Source organism: Niallia sp. FSL K6-0212 (assembly GCF_038007605.1).
Classification (GTDB): domain Bacteria; phylum Bacillota; class Bacilli; order Bacillales; family Cytobacillaceae; genus Niallia; species Niallia circulans.
In genome coordinates this window covers 3,869,149-3,887,687 of the sequence record NZ_JBBOXL010000001.1, presented here as the reverse complement: position 1 = coordinate 3,887,687, position 18,539 = coordinate 3,869,149, and the positions used below count along the sequence as shown (strand labels likewise).

At 35.7% G+C, this 18,539-nt stretch carries 15 protein-coding genes and 2 other annotated features; of the genes, 13 read left to right on the top strand and 2 right to left on the bottom strand.

Features of this window, described 5'->3' with window-relative positions:
- The first annotated feature begins 29 nt into the window (after window positions 1–29).
- Window positions 30–1,907: a PTS fructose transporter subunit IIABC gene (locus MHH96_RS18450; protein ID WP_341117845.1), complete on the top strand. Its 1,878-nt coding sequence runs from the start codon at window positions 30–32 to the stop codon at window positions 1,905–1,907.
- Window positions 1,908–1,990: 83 nt separating this feature from the next.
- Here MHH96_RS18450 and MHH96_RS18445 read toward each other — a convergent pair whose 3' ends face one another.
- The gene (locus MHH96_RS18445; RefSeq protein WP_047940584.1) at window positions 1,991–3,280 is read right to left on the bottom strand and encodes an MFS transporter; all 1,290 of its coding nucleotides are present in this window, start codon (window positions 3,278–3,280) and stop codon (window positions 1,991–1,993) included.
- Between the two features lie 168 nt (window positions 3,281–3,448).
- Between MHH96_RS18445 and MHH96_RS18440 the strand changes: the two genes are divergently transcribed.
- From MHH96_RS18440 to trpA, 8 genes are all read left to right on the top strand, one after another.
- Window positions 3,449–4,090, top strand: coding sequence for an MOSC domain-containing protein (locus MHH96_RS18440; RefSeq protein ID WP_047940585.1), 642 nt, complete (start codon window positions 3,449–3,451; stop codon window positions 4,088–4,090).
- A gap of 59 nt (window positions 4,091–4,149) precedes the next feature.
- Window positions 4,150–4,398 (top strand) — a binding site (T-box leader).
- Window positions 4,399–4,436: 38 nt separating this feature from the next.
- Window positions 4,437–4,671 (top strand) — a binding site (T-box leader).
- Between the two features lie 89 nt (window positions 4,672–4,760).
- Complete coding sequence (gene trpE / locus MHH96_RS18435) at window positions 4,761–6,158, top strand: anthranilate synthase component I (RefSeq protein WP_095320909.1); 1,398 nt, start codon at window positions 4,761–4,763, stop codon at window positions 6,156–6,158.
- Window positions 6,139–6,726: an anthranilate synthase component II gene (locus MHH96_RS18430; protein ID WP_095257220.1), complete on the top strand. Its 588-nt coding sequence runs from the start codon at window positions 6,139–6,141 to the stop codon at window positions 6,724–6,726. Before trpE ends, MHH96_RS18430 begins: the two co-directional genes overlap by 20 nt.
- Window positions 6,723–7,748: an anthranilate phosphoribosyltransferase gene (gene trpD / locus MHH96_RS18425; protein ID WP_095257221.1), complete on the top strand. Its 1,026-nt coding sequence runs from the start codon at window positions 6,723–6,725 to the stop codon at window positions 7,746–7,748. The genes MHH96_RS18430 and trpD overlap by 4 nt, the downstream gene beginning before the upstream one ends.
- On the top strand, window positions 7,749–8,543 hold the full coding sequence (trpC, locus tag MHH96_RS18420; RefSeq protein WP_144546364.1) for an indole-3-glycerol phosphate synthase TrpC: 795 nt from the start codon (window positions 7,749–7,751) through the stop codon (window positions 8,541–8,543).
- Window positions 8,540–9,151 (top strand): phosphoribosylanthranilate isomerase, encoded by a 612-nt coding sequence (locus MHH96_RS18415; RefSeq protein ID WP_341117844.1) that lies wholly within the window; start codon window positions 8,540–8,542, stop codon window positions 9,149–9,151. Before trpC ends, MHH96_RS18415 begins: the two co-directional genes overlap by 4 nt.
- Window positions 9,152–9,169: 18 nt before the next feature.
- The gene (gene trpB / locus MHH96_RS18410; RefSeq protein WP_341117843.1) at window positions 9,170–10,366 is read left to right on the top strand and encodes a tryptophan synthase subunit beta; all 1,197 of its coding nucleotides are present in this window, start codon (window positions 9,170–9,172) and stop codon (window positions 10,364–10,366) included.
- Between the two features lie 4 nt (window positions 10,367–10,370).
- Window positions 10,371–11,162, top strand: coding sequence for a tryptophan synthase subunit alpha (gene trpA, locus MHH96_RS18405; RefSeq protein ID WP_095322217.1), 792 nt, complete (start codon window positions 10,371–10,373; stop codon window positions 11,160–11,162).
- Between the two features lie 477 nt (window positions 11,163–11,639).
- Here trpA and MHH96_RS18400 read toward each other — a convergent pair whose 3' ends face one another.
- On the bottom strand, window positions 11,640–12,563 hold the full coding sequence (locus MHH96_RS18400) for a LysR family transcriptional regulator (protein WP_047940593.1): 924 nt from the start codon (window positions 12,561–12,563) through the stop codon (window positions 11,640–11,642).
- Between the two features lie 461 nt (window positions 12,564–13,024).
- Between MHH96_RS18400 and MHH96_RS18395 the strand changes: the two genes are divergently transcribed.
- From MHH96_RS18395 to proB, 4 genes are all read left to right on the top strand, one after another.
- Entirely contained in the window at window positions 13,025–14,737 is a 1,713-nt protein-coding gene (locus tag MHH96_RS18395; protein WP_047940594.1) for an ABC transporter ATP-binding protein, read from the top strand.
- 188 nt (window positions 14,738–14,925) lie between these two features.
- Window positions 14,926–15,900 (top strand): DMT family transporter, encoded by a 975-nt coding sequence (locus MHH96_RS18390; protein WP_341117841.1) that lies wholly within the window; start codon window positions 14,926–14,928, stop codon window positions 15,898–15,900.
- 378 nt (window positions 15,901–16,278) lie between these two features.
- Complete coding sequence (locus tag MHH96_RS18385; protein ID WP_047940596.1) at window positions 16,279–17,055, top strand: Cof-type HAD-IIB family hydrolase; 777 nt, start codon at window positions 16,279–16,281, stop codon at window positions 17,053–17,055.
- A 379-nt stretch (window positions 17,056–17,434) separates the two neighbouring features.
- Window positions 17,435–18,532 (top strand): glutamate 5-kinase, encoded by a 1,098-nt coding sequence (gene proB / locus MHH96_RS18380; protein WP_047940597.1) that lies wholly within the window; start codon window positions 17,435–17,437, stop codon window positions 18,530–18,532.
- The last annotated feature ends 7 nt before the right edge of the window (window positions 18,533–18,539 follow it).

Genomic DNA, 18,539 nt, shown 5'->3' with positions numbered 1-18,539 from the left:
AAAATAAAATTAAAGGGGAGCGTTATAAAATGAAAATTACAGAATTATTAACGCAAGAGACTATCCTTTTGAATATAGAAGGAAATGGAAAGCTTGATGCCATTAATCAGTTAGTGGATATTCTTCATTCAGCAGGAAAATTAACAGATAGAGAAACGTACAAGCAAGCGATTTTAAAAAGAGAAGAGCAAAGTACAACGGGAATTGGTGAAGGAATAGCAATTCCCCATGCAAAAACGAGTGCTGTAAAAACTGCTGCCATTGCGTTTGGGCGATCAAGCAGTGGTGTTGACTATGAATCATTAGATGGACAGCCGGCAAATTTATTTTTTATGATCGCTGCACCAGATGGGGCTAACAATACTCATCTTGAAGCACTATCAAGACTATCTACATTATTGCTTAAAGAAGAAGTGCGCTCGAAATTATTAAATGCGGCTTCTAAACAAGATGTAATATCAATAATTGACAGTTATGATGTAGAGGAAGAAACAGCTGACGAAAATATTGCTGATAAAAAGAATTTTATTGTGGCAGTAACTGCTTGTCCAACGGGGATTGCTCATACCTATATGGCAGCAGATTCATTAAAGGCGAAAGCAGCTGAAATCGGTGTTGATATTAAGGTTGAAACAAATGGTTCCGGTGGAGCAAAAAATGTTCTGACAGCAGAGGAAATTGAAAAAGCAACGGCTGTAATTGTTGCTGCTGATACGAAAGTGCAAATGGAACGCTTCAATGGAAAACATGTGCTTGAAACCCCTGTTGCAGATGGTATTCGTAAGCCTGAAGAATTAATCAATCGTGCTATTAAACAGCAGGCACCAGTATATAATGGTGGATCAGGTTCTAATTCCAGCGAAGAAAACGCAGGGAAAAAAGGAATCGGTGGTCAAATTTACAGACACTTAATGAACGGTGTTTCGAACATGCTGCCATTTGTTGTTGGTGGCGGAATATTAATTGCTATTTCCTTTATGTTTGGTTATAACTCAGCTGATCCGAATGATCCGAGTTATAATGCTTTTGCTGCGGTTATTAAATATATTGGCGGCGATAATGCCTTTGCATTATTAGTGCCTGTTCTTGCTGGATTTATCGCAATGAGTATTGCTGATCGTCCTGGTTTTGCTCCTGGTATGGTTGCAGGATTTATGGCTGCTCAAGGTGGTGCTGGTTTTCTTGGTGGATTAATCGGCGGTTTCTTAGCTGGTTATTTAGTTGTCGGTCTAAAGAAAGTGTTAGAAGTACTTCCTAGATCATTAGAAGGTATTAAAACGATTCTGCTTTATCCATTATTAGGAATTTTCTTTACTGGCATTATTATGAATTATGTGATTATGGAACCTGTTACAGCTATTAACACTGGAATGACCAATTGGCTGTCAAATATTGGTACTGGTAATGCGGTCTTCTTAGGAATTATCTTAGGGGCAATGATGGCATTTGATATGGGTGGACCAATCAATAAATCAGCATATGTTTTTGGAACAGGGCTAATTGCCAATGGTGTATTTGAGCCAATGGCTGCTATTATGGCCGGTGGAATGGTTCCGCCATTAGCAATTGCTTTAGCAACTGTTTTATTTAAAAAGAAATTTACAAAGCAAGAAAAGGATGCAGGTTTAACAAACTTTATTATGGGTCTTTCCTTTATTACAGAAGGTGCTATTCCTTTTGCAGCAAGTGATCCATTACGTGTTATTCCATCTGTTGCAATTGGTGCCGCAGTTACGGGTGGACTATCAATGTTCTTCCATATCGGTTTAAGAGCACCACACGGCGGTGTGTTCGTAGTTGGATTGGTTGATGGAAATCCATGGCTATACCTATTGTCTATCGTAATAGGTGCGATCATATCAGCCTTATTATTAGGACTATTAAAGAAGCCTGTTCAACAAAAATAAATATTGAAAAAGCTGTAAATTGACTTATAATCGTTAATTTACAGCTTTTTTTAGTATGGTCAAAGAACCGATGGAGAAATTTTCTATTGGTTTATTTTATTTTCTTCTTGACCATCGACATATTTTAAACGAAAGAAGGCAGCAATCGCAGCGATTAATGTAAATGCACTTAGTAAATAAAATTGTAAATGGTCGATATGCTTCATTAAAATCGCCATAATAGGCGGTCCTGCTGCGACTCCAATAAACCGCATACTACTATATATACTTGTAATGGTTCCTCTTTCTTTTTTTTCAATTCCCTCTGTAATAAGGGCATCTAGAGGTGGTAAACTAGCACCAATGCCTATGCCAGCCAATGTTAGAAAGAGAATGATAAACCACATATTGTCAGAGAAGTTAAGTGCAATCGTACCAATAATGATTGCAAGCAATCCAATAAAAGTAATCCAGCGCATTAAGTTTTTGTCCTTTTTAATTTTTTTCCCGGTAATGTAGGAAGTAAGACATAAAGCTCCTAGCGGTATAGCAAGATAGAGCCCTTTTTTAACATTTTTTATATGATATTTCTTTTCTAATATATCTGATAGGTAAAACATTTCGGCAAATAATACAAACATAACGATTACACCAATAAAGAAAATGGCATAGAGCCATTTTTTATCTTTATGCATAGTTTCTTTTGTATGCTGTATAAATTCCTTAAATGGTACAGGTTTTTCATTACTTTTTGGAGATTTCACAAAGATTAAAATTAGAATGATGGAAACCAAACAGAAGACAGGAATAGACATAAATGGGATGAACCAAATAAATCCTGCCAAAAAAGCTCCAAGGATGGGACTAAGTACTTTCCCAAAAGTGTTTGCTGTTTCAATAACACCTAAAGTACTACTAACTTGTTCTTCATCTTTAAACAAATCACCTACTAAAGGCAATACTATTGGGAAGGCACCAGCTGCTCCAACGCCTTGGAGGGCGCGTCCAATAAGGATAATCCAGTAACTGTTATCCATCAGCCATGCGGCAAAACCAGAAATTACTCCGCCAATACCAGCAATAATTAGGCTGGGAATAATCACCCTTTTACGGCCGATACGATCGGAAAGATAGCCTGCCACGGGAATTAGTATGATCGCTAAAACAGAATAGACTGTAATAATCATACTTACCTGAAAAGAAGATATATCTAGCTTTTTTTCAATAGCTGGCAATACTGGAATCAGCATACTGTTTCCAAGGGTCATTACTAATGGGATGGAAGAAAGTGAGAATATCGCCATTTTCGAAACCTTGACATTTTGCTTCTTCGCTGTCTTTTGTGCTTTGTTTGTAAGGTTTACTATGTTTTTATCATCATTTACATGATCCATTTTCATTCTCCCTGCTTTCAAATAGTTAACTATAGTTAATATGTACAGCCACGGCAAAAAATAAAGCATTTTCTATCATCCAAAAACTGGATTTAATCATTTTGTTTATTAGCACTTTTCGTATAGTTATATGGTATGATGTAATAAAAATAGTGGTGGTGTTTATACGTGGGAAAAATTATCACACTTAGTATTGGGAAGGAAAAAACATTTATATGGAAAAATAAAAGCGTTTCTTCCGCGATTGGCAAAGAAAAAGTGAGTGAAGTCATTCTAACCTTTGATGGTTTTGTAGGCGATGGTGTTGCTAATCCAGCATTTCATGGTGGCAAGGAAAGGGCTGTCTGTTATTATCCTTTTGAACATTATAAAAAATGGGAAGAAGAATTTAAAACAAAAATAAATCCTCCTGCGTTTGGGGAAAATATATGCGGAACGGAATTTACAGAAAAAAGTACATATATCGGGGACATCTTTTCGTTAGGATCTGCAGTTGTTCAGGTAACACAAGGAAGAGTACCATGTTCAACCATTTCAAAATATAATCAGATTGATCCATTTTTAAGTAGAATTGTGGAAACTTGTTATACTGGCTATTTTTTAAAGGTGCTAGAAGAAGGAGTAGTCAGCGAAGATTCTACGATGGAGCTTATAGAACGTCCGCAGAACAAGATATCAGTTTGGGACGCAACAAAAGTAATGCTTCTTGATCGTAAAAATAAAGAAGCAATCCAATCAATCCTGCAAATTGACGAGTTAGCAGAAGATTGGAAGAATCGCTATAAAAAGGCACTTCAAAAAACTACATGAATTTTTGAAGAAAATGGTTGACTTTTATGTGAGAGTTCACTATTATGTAATTAACATATCGAACGGCAATGATGAAGAGTAGTATCTTTATTGAAAACGTCAGAGAGCTGGTGGTTGGTGTGAACCAGTGTGGACGATAAAGAGAATGGACTTCTGAGCTTCTAAACCGAACCAACTTTTGTAGTAGGCTTTAGCGAATGTCTCATCGTTACAAGAGACAGAAATTTGTCTTATAAGACTGATTTCTTAAAGTGAGCTTGATTTAATTAAGCTAATGAAGGTGGCACCACGGGTTTCTCGTCCTTTTTATAGGAGAGAGACCCTTTTTTATTTTCAAAAAAATATAGAAAAAACAATGATGAAGAGTAGTAAGTATAAGAAGATGTTAAAGAGAGTCGGTGGCTGGTGTGAACCGATACATTGATTATACCGAATGGACTTCTGAGTGTAGGCTTGAACAAGAAGTATGGCCTGACGGTATCCTCCGTTACCGGGATAGAGTATAATATTGTACTCGATAAGAGAGAGTGAAGCTTCACTCTAACCTGAGGTGGTACCGCGGTTTATGAATCGTCCTCTATTTGCAAATGATCATGCAGATAGGGGACTTTTTTTTATAGAATTTTAAAGCTGAGCATTTTTCAAAAGCATCTGACTAGGAGGATTTATGATGGAAAAAAGCATTTTGTTAATCGATGAAATCCAAGGAGATACACTGACACCCATTAGTATTTATCAAAGGTTATCTGGAAAAAAGAAATTCTTGCTCGAAAGCTCATTAAAACACGAAGATTCGGGAAGGTTTTCTATCATTGGCTGCGATCCAACCTTTGAAGTTATTGGGAAAGGATTGGAAACAACTATTCTGGAAGGGGAAAAGCGAGAAATAAGAAAAGGAAGAGCACTTGACTTAATCAGCGAATTTTTGCCTGAAAAAAAAGCGCCACTTCCCTTTCAACTGCCAGTTAATGCAGGTGCTTTTGGATATGTTGGGTATGACAATATCAGACTTTATGAAAACATTGGCCCAGAAGCAAAGGATGAAATCGGAATCCCAGATGTACATCTTATGTTTTTTGAAGATTTAGTAATTTTTGATCATTTAGAACTTAAAGTTTATTTAATTGCTAGCCCATTAAAAGACACTACAACGGAAAAAGAGTTAAAGTTCCGCCTGCAGATAAGAAAGTTAGAGATTACAGCACCATTTAAAGAAGAATCACCTGAGGTAAAGTTAACTCCCTTTCAAGCGAGTATATCGAAAGAACAATTTATGGAGAAAGTGAAGAAAGCAAAGCATTATATTTTAGAAGGAGACATCTTTCAAGTAGTTCCTTCGCAGAGAATGACAGCTAAGATAGAAGGATCGCCCTTTTCTTATTATCGTAAACTGCGTATCAAAAATCAGTCCCCATATATGTATTTCTTTGATTTTGCAGATTATGCAGTGCTTGGAAGTTCGCCTGAGAGCTTGATTAAAACTATAAATGGCAACGTCATTACCAATCCTATTGCAGGTACAAGACCTAGAGGTAAGACGAAGGAAGAGGATGCTCAGTTAGAACAAGATTTACTGCTAGATGAAAAAGAATTAGCGGAACATAAAATGCTTGTTGATTTAGCAAGGAATGATGTTGGCAAAGTGAGTAATTTTGGCAGTGTTTCTGTTGATAAGTATATAAAAGTAGAAAAGTTTAAGCATGTTATGCACCTTGTATCAGAAGTTAGTGGAGATTTAAAGAAGGATTACTCATGTGTAGATGCCCTAATTGCTTGCTTGCCTGCAGGGACAGTGTCAGGTGCACCTAAAATTAGAGCAATGCAAATTATAAATGAATTAGAAGGAACAAAGCGAGGTATTTATTCCGGTGCTGTTGGCTATTTTTCCCAAAATGGGAATATGGACTTTGCTTTAGCTATCCGTACGATGGTTATTAAAGACAAAAAGGCATACATTCAAGCTGGTGCTGGAATTGTTCACGACTCCATCCCAGAAAAGGAATATGAAGAAACAATCCATAAATTAAAATTATTTTTGGAGGGACAACATGATTTTATTAGTCGATAATTATGATTCTTTTACGTATAACTTATTTCAATATTTAGGGGAGTTGGGAGAAGAGATAAAGGTTGTTCGAAATGATGAAATAACTATAGAGGAAATTCGGACATTAAATCCTCATGGCATTGTTTTGTCTCCTGGACCAGGCAGGCCAGAAAATGCAGGCATATTAATTGAACTTATCCAATCCCTTTATCGGGAATTTCCCATATTAGGGATTTGCTTAGGGCATCAGGCAATTGGTTATGCCTTTGGTTCAGAGATAGTGAAGGCAGTAAATGTCATGCATGGAAAAACATCGACATTACAAGTTACTGGTCACCCCTTTTTCCATGCTTTGGAGGAACCGATTGAGGTGATGCGTTATCACTCTCTTGTTATAAAAAAGGATACATTAACGAATGACTTTGAGGTTTTGGCTAGTTCAACTGATGACCATGAAATTATGGCGATCAAACATAAAGATTATCCCCTGTATGGCTATCAATTTCATCCAGAATCGGTCGGGACTGAGAGCGGGAAGCAATTATTGCAAAATTTTATCAATGAAACTCGAAAGGAAGTGCAGAGATGAAACACTATGTGGAGAAAATCATGGCGAATAAGTCATTAACTGAAACAGAAATGGAAGGAGCTGCGGATCTTCTTTTTTCTGATGACATTACCGATACAGAAATTGCTGCTTTTATGACCAGTTTAAAAATGAAGGGAGAAACAGTGGAAGAAATCGTGGGTATTGTAAAAGCCGTTCGTAAACAAACCTTGTCTTTTGCTGAACCAGTCAGTGGGTGTATCGATAATTGTGGTACAGGTGGAGACAAATCACAAAGCTTTAATATTAGCAGCACTTCGGCATTTGTGTTAGCTGGAGCTGGAATTCCTGTCGCTAAACACGGAAATCGCAGTATATCTAGTAAGACAGGAAGTGCGGATGTATTAGAAGAGCTTGGCATTAAGTTAAATGTTACTCCAGAACAAAATATGCAGCAATTAGAAGAAGTAGGAATCACTTTCTTATTCGCACAACATGTGCAGCCGAAAATGGGCAGAATAATGAAGGTTCGACGAGAATTAAAACTTCCAACTATATTTAATCTGATTGGTCCATTAACTAATCCAATTTCTTTAGAAAGCCAGGTGTTAGGAATATACAGAAGCGATTTATTACTTACTTTTGCGGAAAGCTTACGGAAACTTGGTAGAAAACGAGCGGTAGTATTAAATGGAGCAGGTGGAATGGATGAAGCTTCCCTACAAGGTAGTAATCAACTTGTCATTTTACAAGATGGAAGAATAGAGAAAACCATTCTTACTCCAGATGATGTTAATCTTCCCTATTATACAAATGATCAAATACGTGGAGGCGATGCAAAGGAAAATGCAGCAATTTTATTAAAAGTGTTAAAAGGAGAAAAAGGTGCTTATCGAGATACGATCCTGTTAAACGCAGGCATTGGCATTTATACAGCAGGAAGAGCGGAAAGTATTGGAGAGGGAGTGCATTTAGCAAAGGAAAGCATTGATTCTGGAGCAGCACTTTATAAATTAAACCAATTAGTAGAGGTTAGTAAAGAATTGGAAGGGGCAGGGATTTAAGTGACAACCATATTAGATAAAATTATTACCAAAAAAAGAGAAACAATTGCTGATCTTTATGAGAGAAAGGAAGTACTGCATACGAAGAAGCATTCTTTTAAAAAAAGATCCTTTATAGAGAAATTGAAGGATGCGGAAAACTTAGCAATTATAGCTGAGTTTAAACGGGCGTCCCCATCAAAAGGGGATATAAATATCGATAAAGATCCTAAGGAACAGACGAAAATGTATGAAATATATGGTGCAGATGCCATTTCTGTCTTAACGGATACACCATTTTTCAAAGGAACATATGAGGATTTGGCGGAAGTAAGAGAAACAGTAAATCTGCCGATTCTCTGCAAGGATTTTATCGTCGATAAAATCCAAATTGATTTTGCGAAATATTATGGAGCGGACATTATCCTATTAATTGCTGCAGCTTTAAAAGATAAAGAACTTCATGAGTTATATACGTATGCAACAGATATTGGACTTGAAGTGTTATTAGAGGTTCATAATGAAGAAGAGTTAGAAAGAGCTTTAAAGACGAAGGCCGAATTAATTGGGGTCAACAATCGGAATTTAAAAACATTTGAAGTAACATTAGATACTACCGAGAAGCTGGCAGGAAAAATCAAAGAAAGTGGCAGGTATATGATTAGTGAAAGCGGCATCTCCACATATGCAGATATCCAAAAAGTTAGTGGTAGCGGAGCAAATGCTATTTTAGTTGGGGAAAGTTTTATGAAAGCAGCGGATCTTGAAACGAAAATGAAAGAAATGAAAGTGTCTATAAGGGCGGAGATAGAATGAATGTAAAAATTTGCGGAATTACGACAATAGAAGCAGCAGCATGTGCTGTTAGCTATGGTGCAAGTGCAATTGGTTTTGTATTTGCAAATAGTAAAAGAAAAATAAGTGAAAAACAGGCTAAGGATATTATCGCTACTCTTCCTAAAGACTTAATGAAGGTAGGCGTTTTTGTCAATGAGTCCAAAGAGAATATAATGAAAATTGTGAATGTTACAGGAATCAATATAATTCAACTTCATGGTGATGAAACGGCAGAATTCGCAGCAAGTTTTTCCTTGCCAATCATTAAAGCATTTAGTATTTCCACGCCAGAGGATTTAAAACAAGTGGCAGCTTATCCTTGTGACTATGCACTACTTGATAGCCCGAGAGGAAAGTATCACGGCGGAAATGGAATAGCGTTTGATTGGAATTTGATAAAGGGTTATGACTTTGGCAATAAGAAAGTTATTCTTGCCGGCGGGCTAAACGAAAATAATCTTACGGAAGCAATAGAAACCACCCATCCATTCATGGTCGATGTAAGCAGCGGCGTGGAGACAGATGGCGAGAAAGATTTAGAAAAAATAAGAGTATTTTTAGAATTAGCAAAAACTGTTCAAATTTAAGAAAAGAGGGAGCTTATTATGACAGAAACTTATGTTTATCCAGATCAAAGCGGCCATTTTGGAATGTATGGAGGAAGATATGTTCCGGAAACACTGATGCTGGCAGTAACAGAACTTGAAGCGGAATATAAAAAGGCACAAGAAGATCCCGCTTTTCATGAAGAATTAAATAATCTCTTAAAGGACTATGTAGGCAGAGAAACACCGCTATATTATGCAGAAAATCTTACAAAATATGCTGGCGGTGCAAAAATCTATTTGAAAAGAGAGGATCTAAATCATACTGGTGCTCATAAAATCAACAACTCTCTTGGGCAGGCGCTCCTTGCAAAAAGAATGGGCAAAAAGAAGGTTGTCGCAGAAACAGGAGCTGGCCAGCATGGAGTAGCAACAGCGACAGCATGTGCTCTATTAAACTTAGAATGTACGATTTTCATGGGAGAAGAGGACATACGAAGACAGAAATTAAATGTCTTTCGAATGGAGTTGTTAGGCGCAAAGGTTGTTGGTGTTACATCTGGAAGTGCTACCTTAAAGGACGCATGTAATGAAGCTTTACGTTATTGGGTAACAAATGTGATAGATACTCATTATATTCTTGGATCTGTTATGGGACCACATCCATTTCCGATGATGGTACGTGACTTTCAAAGTGTTATTGGTAAAGAAGCGAAAAAACAATACATCGAAAAAATCGGCAGGCTACCTGAGGCGATTGTGGCATGTATCGGCGGCGGTAGTAATGCAATGGGAATCTTTTACCCATTTATTGAGGAGGAAAATGTTGCTTTATATGGAGTAGAGGCTTCAGGACATGGTCTTGATACAGATAAACATGCTGCGTCATTGTCGAAAGGAAAACCAGGTGTTTTGCATGGTTCTAATATGTACTTATTGCAAAACGAAGACGGTCAAATCCAAGAAGCACACTCTATTTCAGCTGGCTTAGATTATCCTGGGATTGGTCCTGAACATAGCTTCCTACATGATATCGGTCGTGCTATCTATGAATCTGTTACAGATGACGAAGCCTTCGAAGCACTTCAATTACTTTGTAAGGTTGAAGGGATTATCCCTGCTTTAGAAAGTGCACATGCCATCAGCTATGCAGTAAAACTGGCAGCGAAGATGAATAAAGAGGAAGGAATTATTGTTTGTTTATCTGGTAGAGGAGATAAGGATGTAAATACAGTTATGGAAAGAATGGGGGAGTAAGAGGATGATAACAATTGAAGCAGCCTTTAAAGCGGTACTTGATAAAGGGGATAAAGCGTTTGTTCCATATATCATGGCTGGAGATGGAGGACTGGAAACATTAAAGGAGAAAGTACTTTTCCTAGAAGAAGCAGGTGCAACAGCTATTGAACTTGGTATTCCATTTTCTGATCCAGTTGCGGATGGACCTATTATTCAAGCAGCAGGGATTCGTTCTCTTCAAGCGGGCACTACGCTTAAAGGTGTTTTAGAAACTATACAGTCATTTAGAGGGTTAACGAATATTCCGCTTGTTATCATGACTTATTTAAACCCTATTTTAGCCTATGGAGTAGAGAAATTTTTTCAGGATTGTGAAGAAGCAGCGATTAATGGATTAATCGTTCCTGATCTGCCTGTTGAAGAAGAAGTATTATTAGAAGAAGCAGCAGCAAAATATCGTGTGGAAATAATTCGATTAGTAACCTTAACAAGTCCCTTAGATCGTATCGAAAAAATTGCCAAAAAAGGAAATGGCTTTTTATATGCTGTAACTGTTACCGGAATAACGGGATCTCGCTCAAGCTTCCATGATCATTTAGGAGCCCATTTATTAAAGGTTAAGGAAGTCAGTCCTATCCCGGTTCTGGCTGGATTTGGAATTTCTTCTCCTGAACATGTTATGAGCATGATAGAATATTGTGATGGTGTCATTGTAGGAAGTAAAATTGTACAACTATTTTCAGAAAATAAATTAGAAGAAATAAAAGCGTTAATAGCTGCTAGTAAAAAAGGGAATACATTACCTGCTATTTAAGGTTGGGACATATGTGTTTTATTTAGTGATAATAGTGAACAATATGAAAAAAAATTGCAAAATTCTTTATTTGTTTAGGATATAAAAGAAGGTTTTAGTGAGGGCTGCTGTTTATTTACCAGCAGCTTGAATACACTTCGTTTTCCGTTGGGCTAGCTGTTACCCTATCCCACAGGGAGTCTTGGTGTATTCAGGCTGCTCTATTTTTTTCCATTAAATAAATATTTTTGGGGATTTTTAATACTCTTTTGAGAAAAATTAGAAGAAAGTATTCTATATAAAACTCATAATTAGCTTTTAGCTTAACAAAGGGATTATATATTTTAATAGAATGGCTATTTCGCCTTGTTACAATTCTTTTTGAATAGTTGCTAAAAATATATAATTGTTCATTTCCGTATTTTTAAAAGTGCTCTTTACTTTTTGCATCTATCAATTTCGACAATCTTGTTTGCGAATATAAAATCTGGAATTCAACTACATATTATTCCCCAAATTTATATTTTGATATAATCGTTTATTTTCTTTGGTCAGCGCCTTGATCAGCGGGGAAACTGCATGTTGTTTAAAAGAAAATTCCGGAATAATATAGGAAAAATATCTGGTGATTGGTCTATTTTTTATCCGTAATATTTTTAGACTCCCCATGAAAATTTCTTTTTGAATAGCATATTTAGAGAGAATAGAAATGCCTAAATCAGCTTCGATTGATTCTTTAATAATCTGTATGCTCCCAAATGACCGAATCACCGGCGGGGAGAATGCCTGATCATGAAAAAACTGATTAATAATCTGCCTCGTTCCGGAATCCTCTTCTCTTAAAATCCAAGTTTCCTCATATAAATCGCTTAATTCCACAAATGTTTCATTTGCAAATCGATGATTTTTACTGACGATGATTACTAATTCATCTTCTTTAAAAGGTGTAATGGAGAGGTGAGGGTGTGTTTTTAAAGGACTATCAATGATGCCTAAATCAATTTCTCCACGTAATAGTTGATCAACAATACGGTTGGAATTTCTAATACTTATCATTGGTTTCTCTTGATTTTTGTTGATTCTTACATTTTTAGCCATTATTTTTGGCAGTAAATACTCTCCAAATGTAAAGCTTGAACCGATGGTGAGAGGACGGCTCTTTTTTTCGGAAAGGTGTTCTATTAAATCATTTACTTCTTTGTACTCCGATAAAATTTTCTTAGCATGAAAATAAAAGAGTTCGCCTGCTTTAGTGAGTTTTACATACTTATTCGTTCTGTCTAGGAAGGTAACATTATATTTTTTTTCCAAGGCTTTAATAGAAAGTGTTACTGCTGATTGCGTAATATGTAAGCTTTCTGCGGCTCTCGTAAAATTCAGTTTTTCAGCAACGGTTACAAAGGTTAAGAGATGATAATCCAAAAAAACACGCTCCTTTATAGAACATAGAATACATGATACATTAAGATACCATTTTTCAAGATTAGCTAATATTTAAAGGCAGTTCTTCTTTCTATCTATTATACTAAAAACTACTAAAGAAAAAAGAGTAATTAATGGAATAATCTAAAAATAAAGAATATTAACTAAATTAATTTTTTCCTTTTTTAAAAATAAAAATATGCAATCAGTCGTTACTCCTATTTTCCTATTCCTCTTTAATTATTTCGAAATGATAAATATTTTTCTTGTAGAAAAAGTAAATTGCTAATATAATCAATAATGATTCTCATTACGTTCGAATCTGGTAAAAGATTACATTTTTTACTATGGGAAAATCGAAGTAAAGGAAGAATAGTATCTTGCAACAATAAAAAAAAGGGAGAAAAACTAGTTATTTGGTAAAACGGTAATTAAAACGATAGGAGTGAAGGAGAAAGATTATGATAAAACGCTTTTTTACATATTATAAGCCACATAAAAAATTATTTACGCTCGACTTCTCCAGTGCAATAGTGGTTGCTTTATTAGAGCTGGCATTTCCACTTGCCGTTTCTTGGTATATTGATGAACTTCTTCCAGAAGGAAATTGGAGTAGTATTTTATCTGTAGGTGTGGGTTTGCTGCTATTATATGGTATAAGTACTTTTCTTCAATACATTGTTAACTTTTGGGGACATAAATTAGGGATTAATATTGAAACAGATATGAGAGGTCAATTATTTACTCATGTGCAAAGACAATCCTTTTCTTTTTTTGATAATACGAAAACGGGACATATTATGAGTCGGATTACCAATGATTTATTTGATATTGGAGAACTGGCCCATCATGGACCAGAGGATTTATTTATTGCCATTATGACATTTGTCGGAGCATTTTGGATCATGCTTACGATTAATATTAAACTAGCACTTATCGTTATTTTTATTGTTCCAATTCTTGTTTGGTTAATTACATACTGTAACCGAAGCATGAACAAAGCTTGGGGACAAATGTATGGAGATATTGCAGATGTCAATGCAAGAGTGGAAGATAGTGTATCTGGTGTGCGTGTTGTACAATCATTTACAAATGAAGAATTTGAGATTTCACGATTTACAGTGAATAACCGAAGATTCCGTAAAGCCAAAATCGGTGCATATAAAGTAATGTCGATTACTTCTTCTTCGGTTTATATGTTAATGCGATTTTTCACATTAGTCGTGCTAGTATTTGGTGCATGGTTAACTTTTAATAATCAGATGAAAATTGGCGAATTAGTATCTTTTATCCTTTTTGTAAATATACTGCAAAAACCGATTGATAAGATTAGTGCGATTTTGGAACTCTATCCGAAAGGAATGGCAGGATTTAAACGGTTCTTGGAGTTGTTAGATACTGAACCAAAAATCCAAGATCGGGAAGATGCAATTGAAGTAGAATCATTAAAAGGAAATATCCATTTAAATGATGTATCCTTTAGTTATGATAAAAATCCTGTCTTGAAAAATATCAATCTTTCCATTGCTGCTGGTGAAACAATTGCTTTTGTAGGTCCATCCGGAGCCGGAAAGACAACTATTTGTTCATTAATACCACGTTTTTATGATGTAAATAGTGGTAGTATTAAAATTGATGGTATCGATATTCGTGATATGACAATGAGTTCATTAAGATCACAAATTGGAATCGTACAGCAAGATGTCTTTTTATTTACAGGTACGCTGAAAGAAAATATAGCGTATGGAAATTTACATGCTACAGATGAAGAAATTTACGAGGCAGTAAGAAGAGCGCATTTGGAAGAGTTAGTGCTTAAATTACCAGATGGCTATGAAACCCAAATTGGGGAAAGAGGATTAAAGCTTTCTGGTGGTCAAAAACAAAGGATTGCCATCGCTCGGATGTTCTTAAAGAACCCGCCAATTTTAATATTGGATGAAGCAACTTCTGCCCTTGATACAGAAACAGAATTAATTATTCAAAATTCTTTAAATGAACTAGCTAAAAATCGAACTACATTAATTATTGCTCATCGGCTTGCAACTATTCGTAATGCTGATCGCATTGTAGTAGTTACTGAAAATGGGATAGAAGAAGAAGGAAAGCATGATGAATTATTAGAGCGTAATGGTATTTTTGCTAACCTTCATCGTGTTCAATATCAACGATAATCGTATGGTCTGTACATTTAAAGGTACAGACCTTTTTTTATGATTTGGTCACAACAAGAAGCATCCACAATTAAATAACACAAAAAACATAGTTTAGAAGGAAATGAAAAAATTATTGTTATTAATATCCAATATGCGATATATTGGATATAAGTTTTTTGATTAACAAAAATAAGGGAGGGTAACAATTGAGGCCAATCATTTTAGGGATATTTGCAGCTTTATTTTTTGCGTTTACTTTTGTAATAAATCAGTCTATGGAAATAGGAGGAGGAAGCTGGATTTGGAGTGCTTCTCTGCGTTATTTTTTTATGGTCCCGTTATTGCTCCTAATAGTTGGATGGAGAAGGAATTTAACAGCAGTATGGATAGAATTAAGAAGGAATCCAGTTCCTTGGATCCTTTGGAGTACAGTAGGATTTGGCTTGTTTTATGGAGGTATTTGTTTGGCAGGGGCATATGGACCTGGTTGGCTGGTAGCAGGAACATGGCAGCTGACTATTATATCTGGAACATTGCTTGCTCCCTTTTTTTATGAGCAAAAAAGGGATAAAAACGGCAGTATTCAAAATATGAGAAGGAAAATTCCTTTTAAGAGCTTAACCTTTTCTATGTTAATTGTCTTAGGTATTATCATTATGCAGCTTGAATTTGCCGTATCCATTTCCTTGAAGAATGCATTATTTTGCCTTATTCCAATTCTTATTGCATCCTTTGCCTACCCACTAGGTAACCGGAAGATGATGGAGGTGTGTGATGGGAGATTAGATGTATTTCAAAGGGTATTAGGTATGACTGCAGCTAGTATTCCTTTTTGGGTTCTATTATCAGGTGTTGGCGCGTACACAGTAGGATTACCGAGTAAGCAGCAAGTGTTTCAGTCGGCCATAGTCGCCATATTTTCCGGGATAATTGCTACTATCTTATTTTTTGCCGCAACAGATTTAGTAAAAGACAATTTGATTAAATTAGGAGCGGTAGAGGCAACACAATCATTAGAAGTTTTATTTGCCTTAATAGGAGAAGTTCTATTTCTTTCTGCCCCCTTACCTAGTCATTTAAGTTTTTTTGGTATCTGTTTAGTTATGTTCGGAATGGTTTTACATAGTGTATATTCAAGTAAAAAAATACACATAAATAGAAGCATGGAAGCATCTTCATAAATGTTATGATCGTATGTTGAAGGAAAGGTAAAAATTTTGTTAAAATCCTAATGATTTTATGAAGTTTTGTTAGACTTATCGGAATTTTTTACTTTTTTATCCCCATTCGTTATACTATGTTAATGAGTAGGGAAGGTAAATTTAGAAGTTGATTATGTTAGTCAGAAGAAATGATTTGAATTTTGTTATTACGTTGATTCGCAAAAAATTTTAAGGATTATTGCAAACAGTTTATTTCGCATAGAATGAACAAGTTCTGTTTCAAAAATCTAAGTTATGGTAAAAAAAGATAAATATACAGCTTAAGAATGCGGAAATTCTGACAGTCGTGTTTTTTGGCTATCACTTCTAAAAATAATCATTAGGAGGAACAGCAAAATGACAAAGAGGTTAGAAGACAAAGAGATTAAATTAATCGCACTAGATATGGACGGTACTTTATTAGACGAAAAAGGAGAAATTCCAGAAGAAAATAAAAAAGCGATTAAAGAGGCTCATGAACAAGGACTGCATGTTGTATTAAGTACTGGTCGAACTATTGCAACATGTAGAGATCATGCAAAAAGTTTGTTATTAAACTCTTATCTAATAACAGTAAATGGTAGTGAAATATGGGATATGAATGGTAATTTAATCGAAAGAAATCTTGTTGATGCAAGCAATATCCAATGGATGTGGGAACTAGCACAACAGCATAAAGCGAAAATGTGGGCTGCTAGTTGTGAGAAAGTCTGGGTAGATGAAATGCCGGAAGACATCAATAAATCAGAATGGCTCAAATTTGGCTATCATATAGAAGATGATAAAGTTCGTGAACAAGTATTAACTAGCTTAAACGAGAAAAAATGCTTTGAAATCAGCAATTCTTCTCCAGTAAATATTGAGGTCAATGCGCTTGGTATAAATAAAGCAAAAGGACTTAAAAAAGTGTGTGAGCTTCTAGATATTACAATGGATCAAGTATTAGCGGCTGGAGACAGTTTAAATGATATTAGCATGATTAAAGAAGCAGGAATAGGCGTTGCCATGGGAAATGCACAAGATATAGTGAAACAGACAGCAGATGTTGTTACCTTTACGAATAATGATAATGGTGTCGCTTATGCTATCAGAAAATGGGCCTTAAAAAAAGAAATGGCTGGGATAAAAAAATAATCTCTTACTGATAAATAGAACAAAAAATTTTTGGCTATTCTTATAAATTTCAAAAAACGATTGAAACAATAGTGAAAACTGCTTATAATTAGAAAAAAGAAAATCGAACGAAGCGAAAGGATTAGTATGTGAGAACCTTTCATAAAAGAGAGTGAAGTTTATAAGCTGAAAGACTTCATAATGAAAGAACACAGAACCTGCCTTTCAAGTCCTGCTGCAGTAGGCGCATTTCTTGCGTTATCAGACAAAGTGGAATCAATTTGTATATTGGTTCAATTAAGGTGGTACCACGGAAAGCTCATTTTCGTCCTTTTATGAGGATGAAAATGAGCTTTTTTAATTGGGTGAATTCGGATTAACTTAGTACGGAGGAAATCAAATGGAGAAGAAAAGAATTGTTGTAAAAATCGGGAGCAGCTCTCTTACAGATACAAAAGGTGCAATCGATCAATCAAAGCTAAGTGACCATATCGCAAGCATTGCAAAATTAAGAGAATATGGTCATGAAGTACTTTTAGTATCTTCAGGAGCAGTGGCTGCGGGCTTTGGAAAACTCGGCTATCCTTCAAGACCGGTTACATTGAAAGGGAAACAGGCAGCAGCAGCAGTTGGTCAAAGCTTGCTAATTCAAAGCTATAATGAACAATTAAGTAAGTTTGGGATTGTTCCCGCTCAAGTATTACTAACAAGAAATGATTTTTCCAAACGTGATCGCTACCGAAATGCTTATTCTACATTAACGGAATTATTAGAAAGAAATATCTTACCAATTATAAATGAGAATGACACCGTATCTGTAGAAGAATTAACGTTTGGAGACAATGATATGTTGTCTGCCCTTGTTAGTGGACTTGTCCATGCCGATCAGTTAATGATTCTCACAGATATTAATGGCTTATATGACAAAAATCCAAAAGAAGATCCTTCAGCAAAACGGATTGATTATTTGCCTGAAATAACGGTGGAATGGAAGAATGCTGCTAAAGGATCTGGTTCAAAGATTGGAACTGGTGGCATGAAATCAAAGTTGATTGCTGCAGAAACAGCTAATTCCTTAGGAGTAAAGGTTTTTATTGGAAAAGGCGAGGGAGAGAAGAAGCTCATCGATATTATAGAGGGGAAGGGAGACGGAACCTATATTGGTTCAGATGCTTTATCATCTATTAACAATAATCGACAATGGATATCCCTCCATTCTACCGTTGAAGGCAGTCTCTATGTGGATGAAGGGGCAGAAATGGCCTTGCTAAATAAAGGTGGGAGCTTGCTGCCAGCTGGTATTTATAAAGTCGAAGGGCTCTTTGAAAAAGGAAATGTTGTCGAAGTCTATGGTGAAAAAGGAGTTATCGGAAAAGGGGAAGTACTCTATTCTTCAGAAGAGCTAAAAGCTATTATTACACAAAGAGCAGAAGAAAAAACAATGATAAAACATCCAAAAATCGAAGTTATTCATCGTGATAAATGGGTGAAATTATAAAAAGGAG

What these genes read in the sequence shown, in the direction of transcription:
- MHH96_RS18450 (WP_341117845.1), top strand. Translation starts at nt 30, where the DNA reads ATGAAAATTACAGAATTATTAACGCAAGAGACTATCCTTTTGAATATA.
- MHH96_RS18445 (WP_047940584.1), bottom strand. Translation starts at nt 3,280, where the DNA reads ATGGATCATGTAAATGATGATAAAAACATAGTAAACCTTACAAACAAA.
- trpE (WP_095320909.1), top strand. Translation starts at nt 4,761, where the DNA reads ATGGAAAAAAGCATTTTGTTAATCGATGAAATCCAAGGAGATACACTG.
- MHH96_RS18430 (WP_095257220.1), top strand. Translation starts at nt 6,139, where the DNA reads ATGATTTTATTAGTCGATAATTATGATTCTTTTACGTATAACTTATTT.
- trpD (WP_095257221.1), top strand. Translation starts at nt 6,723, where the DNA reads ATGAAACACTATGTGGAGAAAATCATGGCGAATAAGTCATTAACTGAA.
- MHH96_RS18415 (WP_341117844.1), top strand. Translation starts at nt 8,540, where the DNA reads ATGAATGTAAAAATTTGCGGAATTACGACAATAGAAGCAGCAGCATGT.
- trpB (WP_341117843.1), top strand. Translation starts at nt 9,170, where the DNA reads ATGACAGAAACTTATGTTTATCCAGATCAAAGCGGCCATTTTGGAATG.
- trpA (WP_095322217.1), top strand. Translation starts at nt 10,371, where the DNA reads ATGATAACAATTGAAGCAGCCTTTAAAGCGGTACTTGATAAAGGGGAT.
- MHH96_RS18395 (WP_047940594.1), top strand. Translation starts at nt 13,025, where the DNA reads ATGATAAAACGCTTTTTTACATATTATAAGCCACATAAAAAATTATTT.
- MHH96_RS18385 (WP_047940596.1), top strand. Translation starts at nt 16,279, where the DNA reads ATGACAAAGAGGTTAGAAGACAAAGAGATTAAATTAATCGCACTAGAT.
- proB (WP_047940597.1), top strand. Translation starts at nt 17,435, where the DNA reads ATGGAGAAGAAAAGAATTGTTGTAAAAATCGGGAGCAGCTCTCTTACA.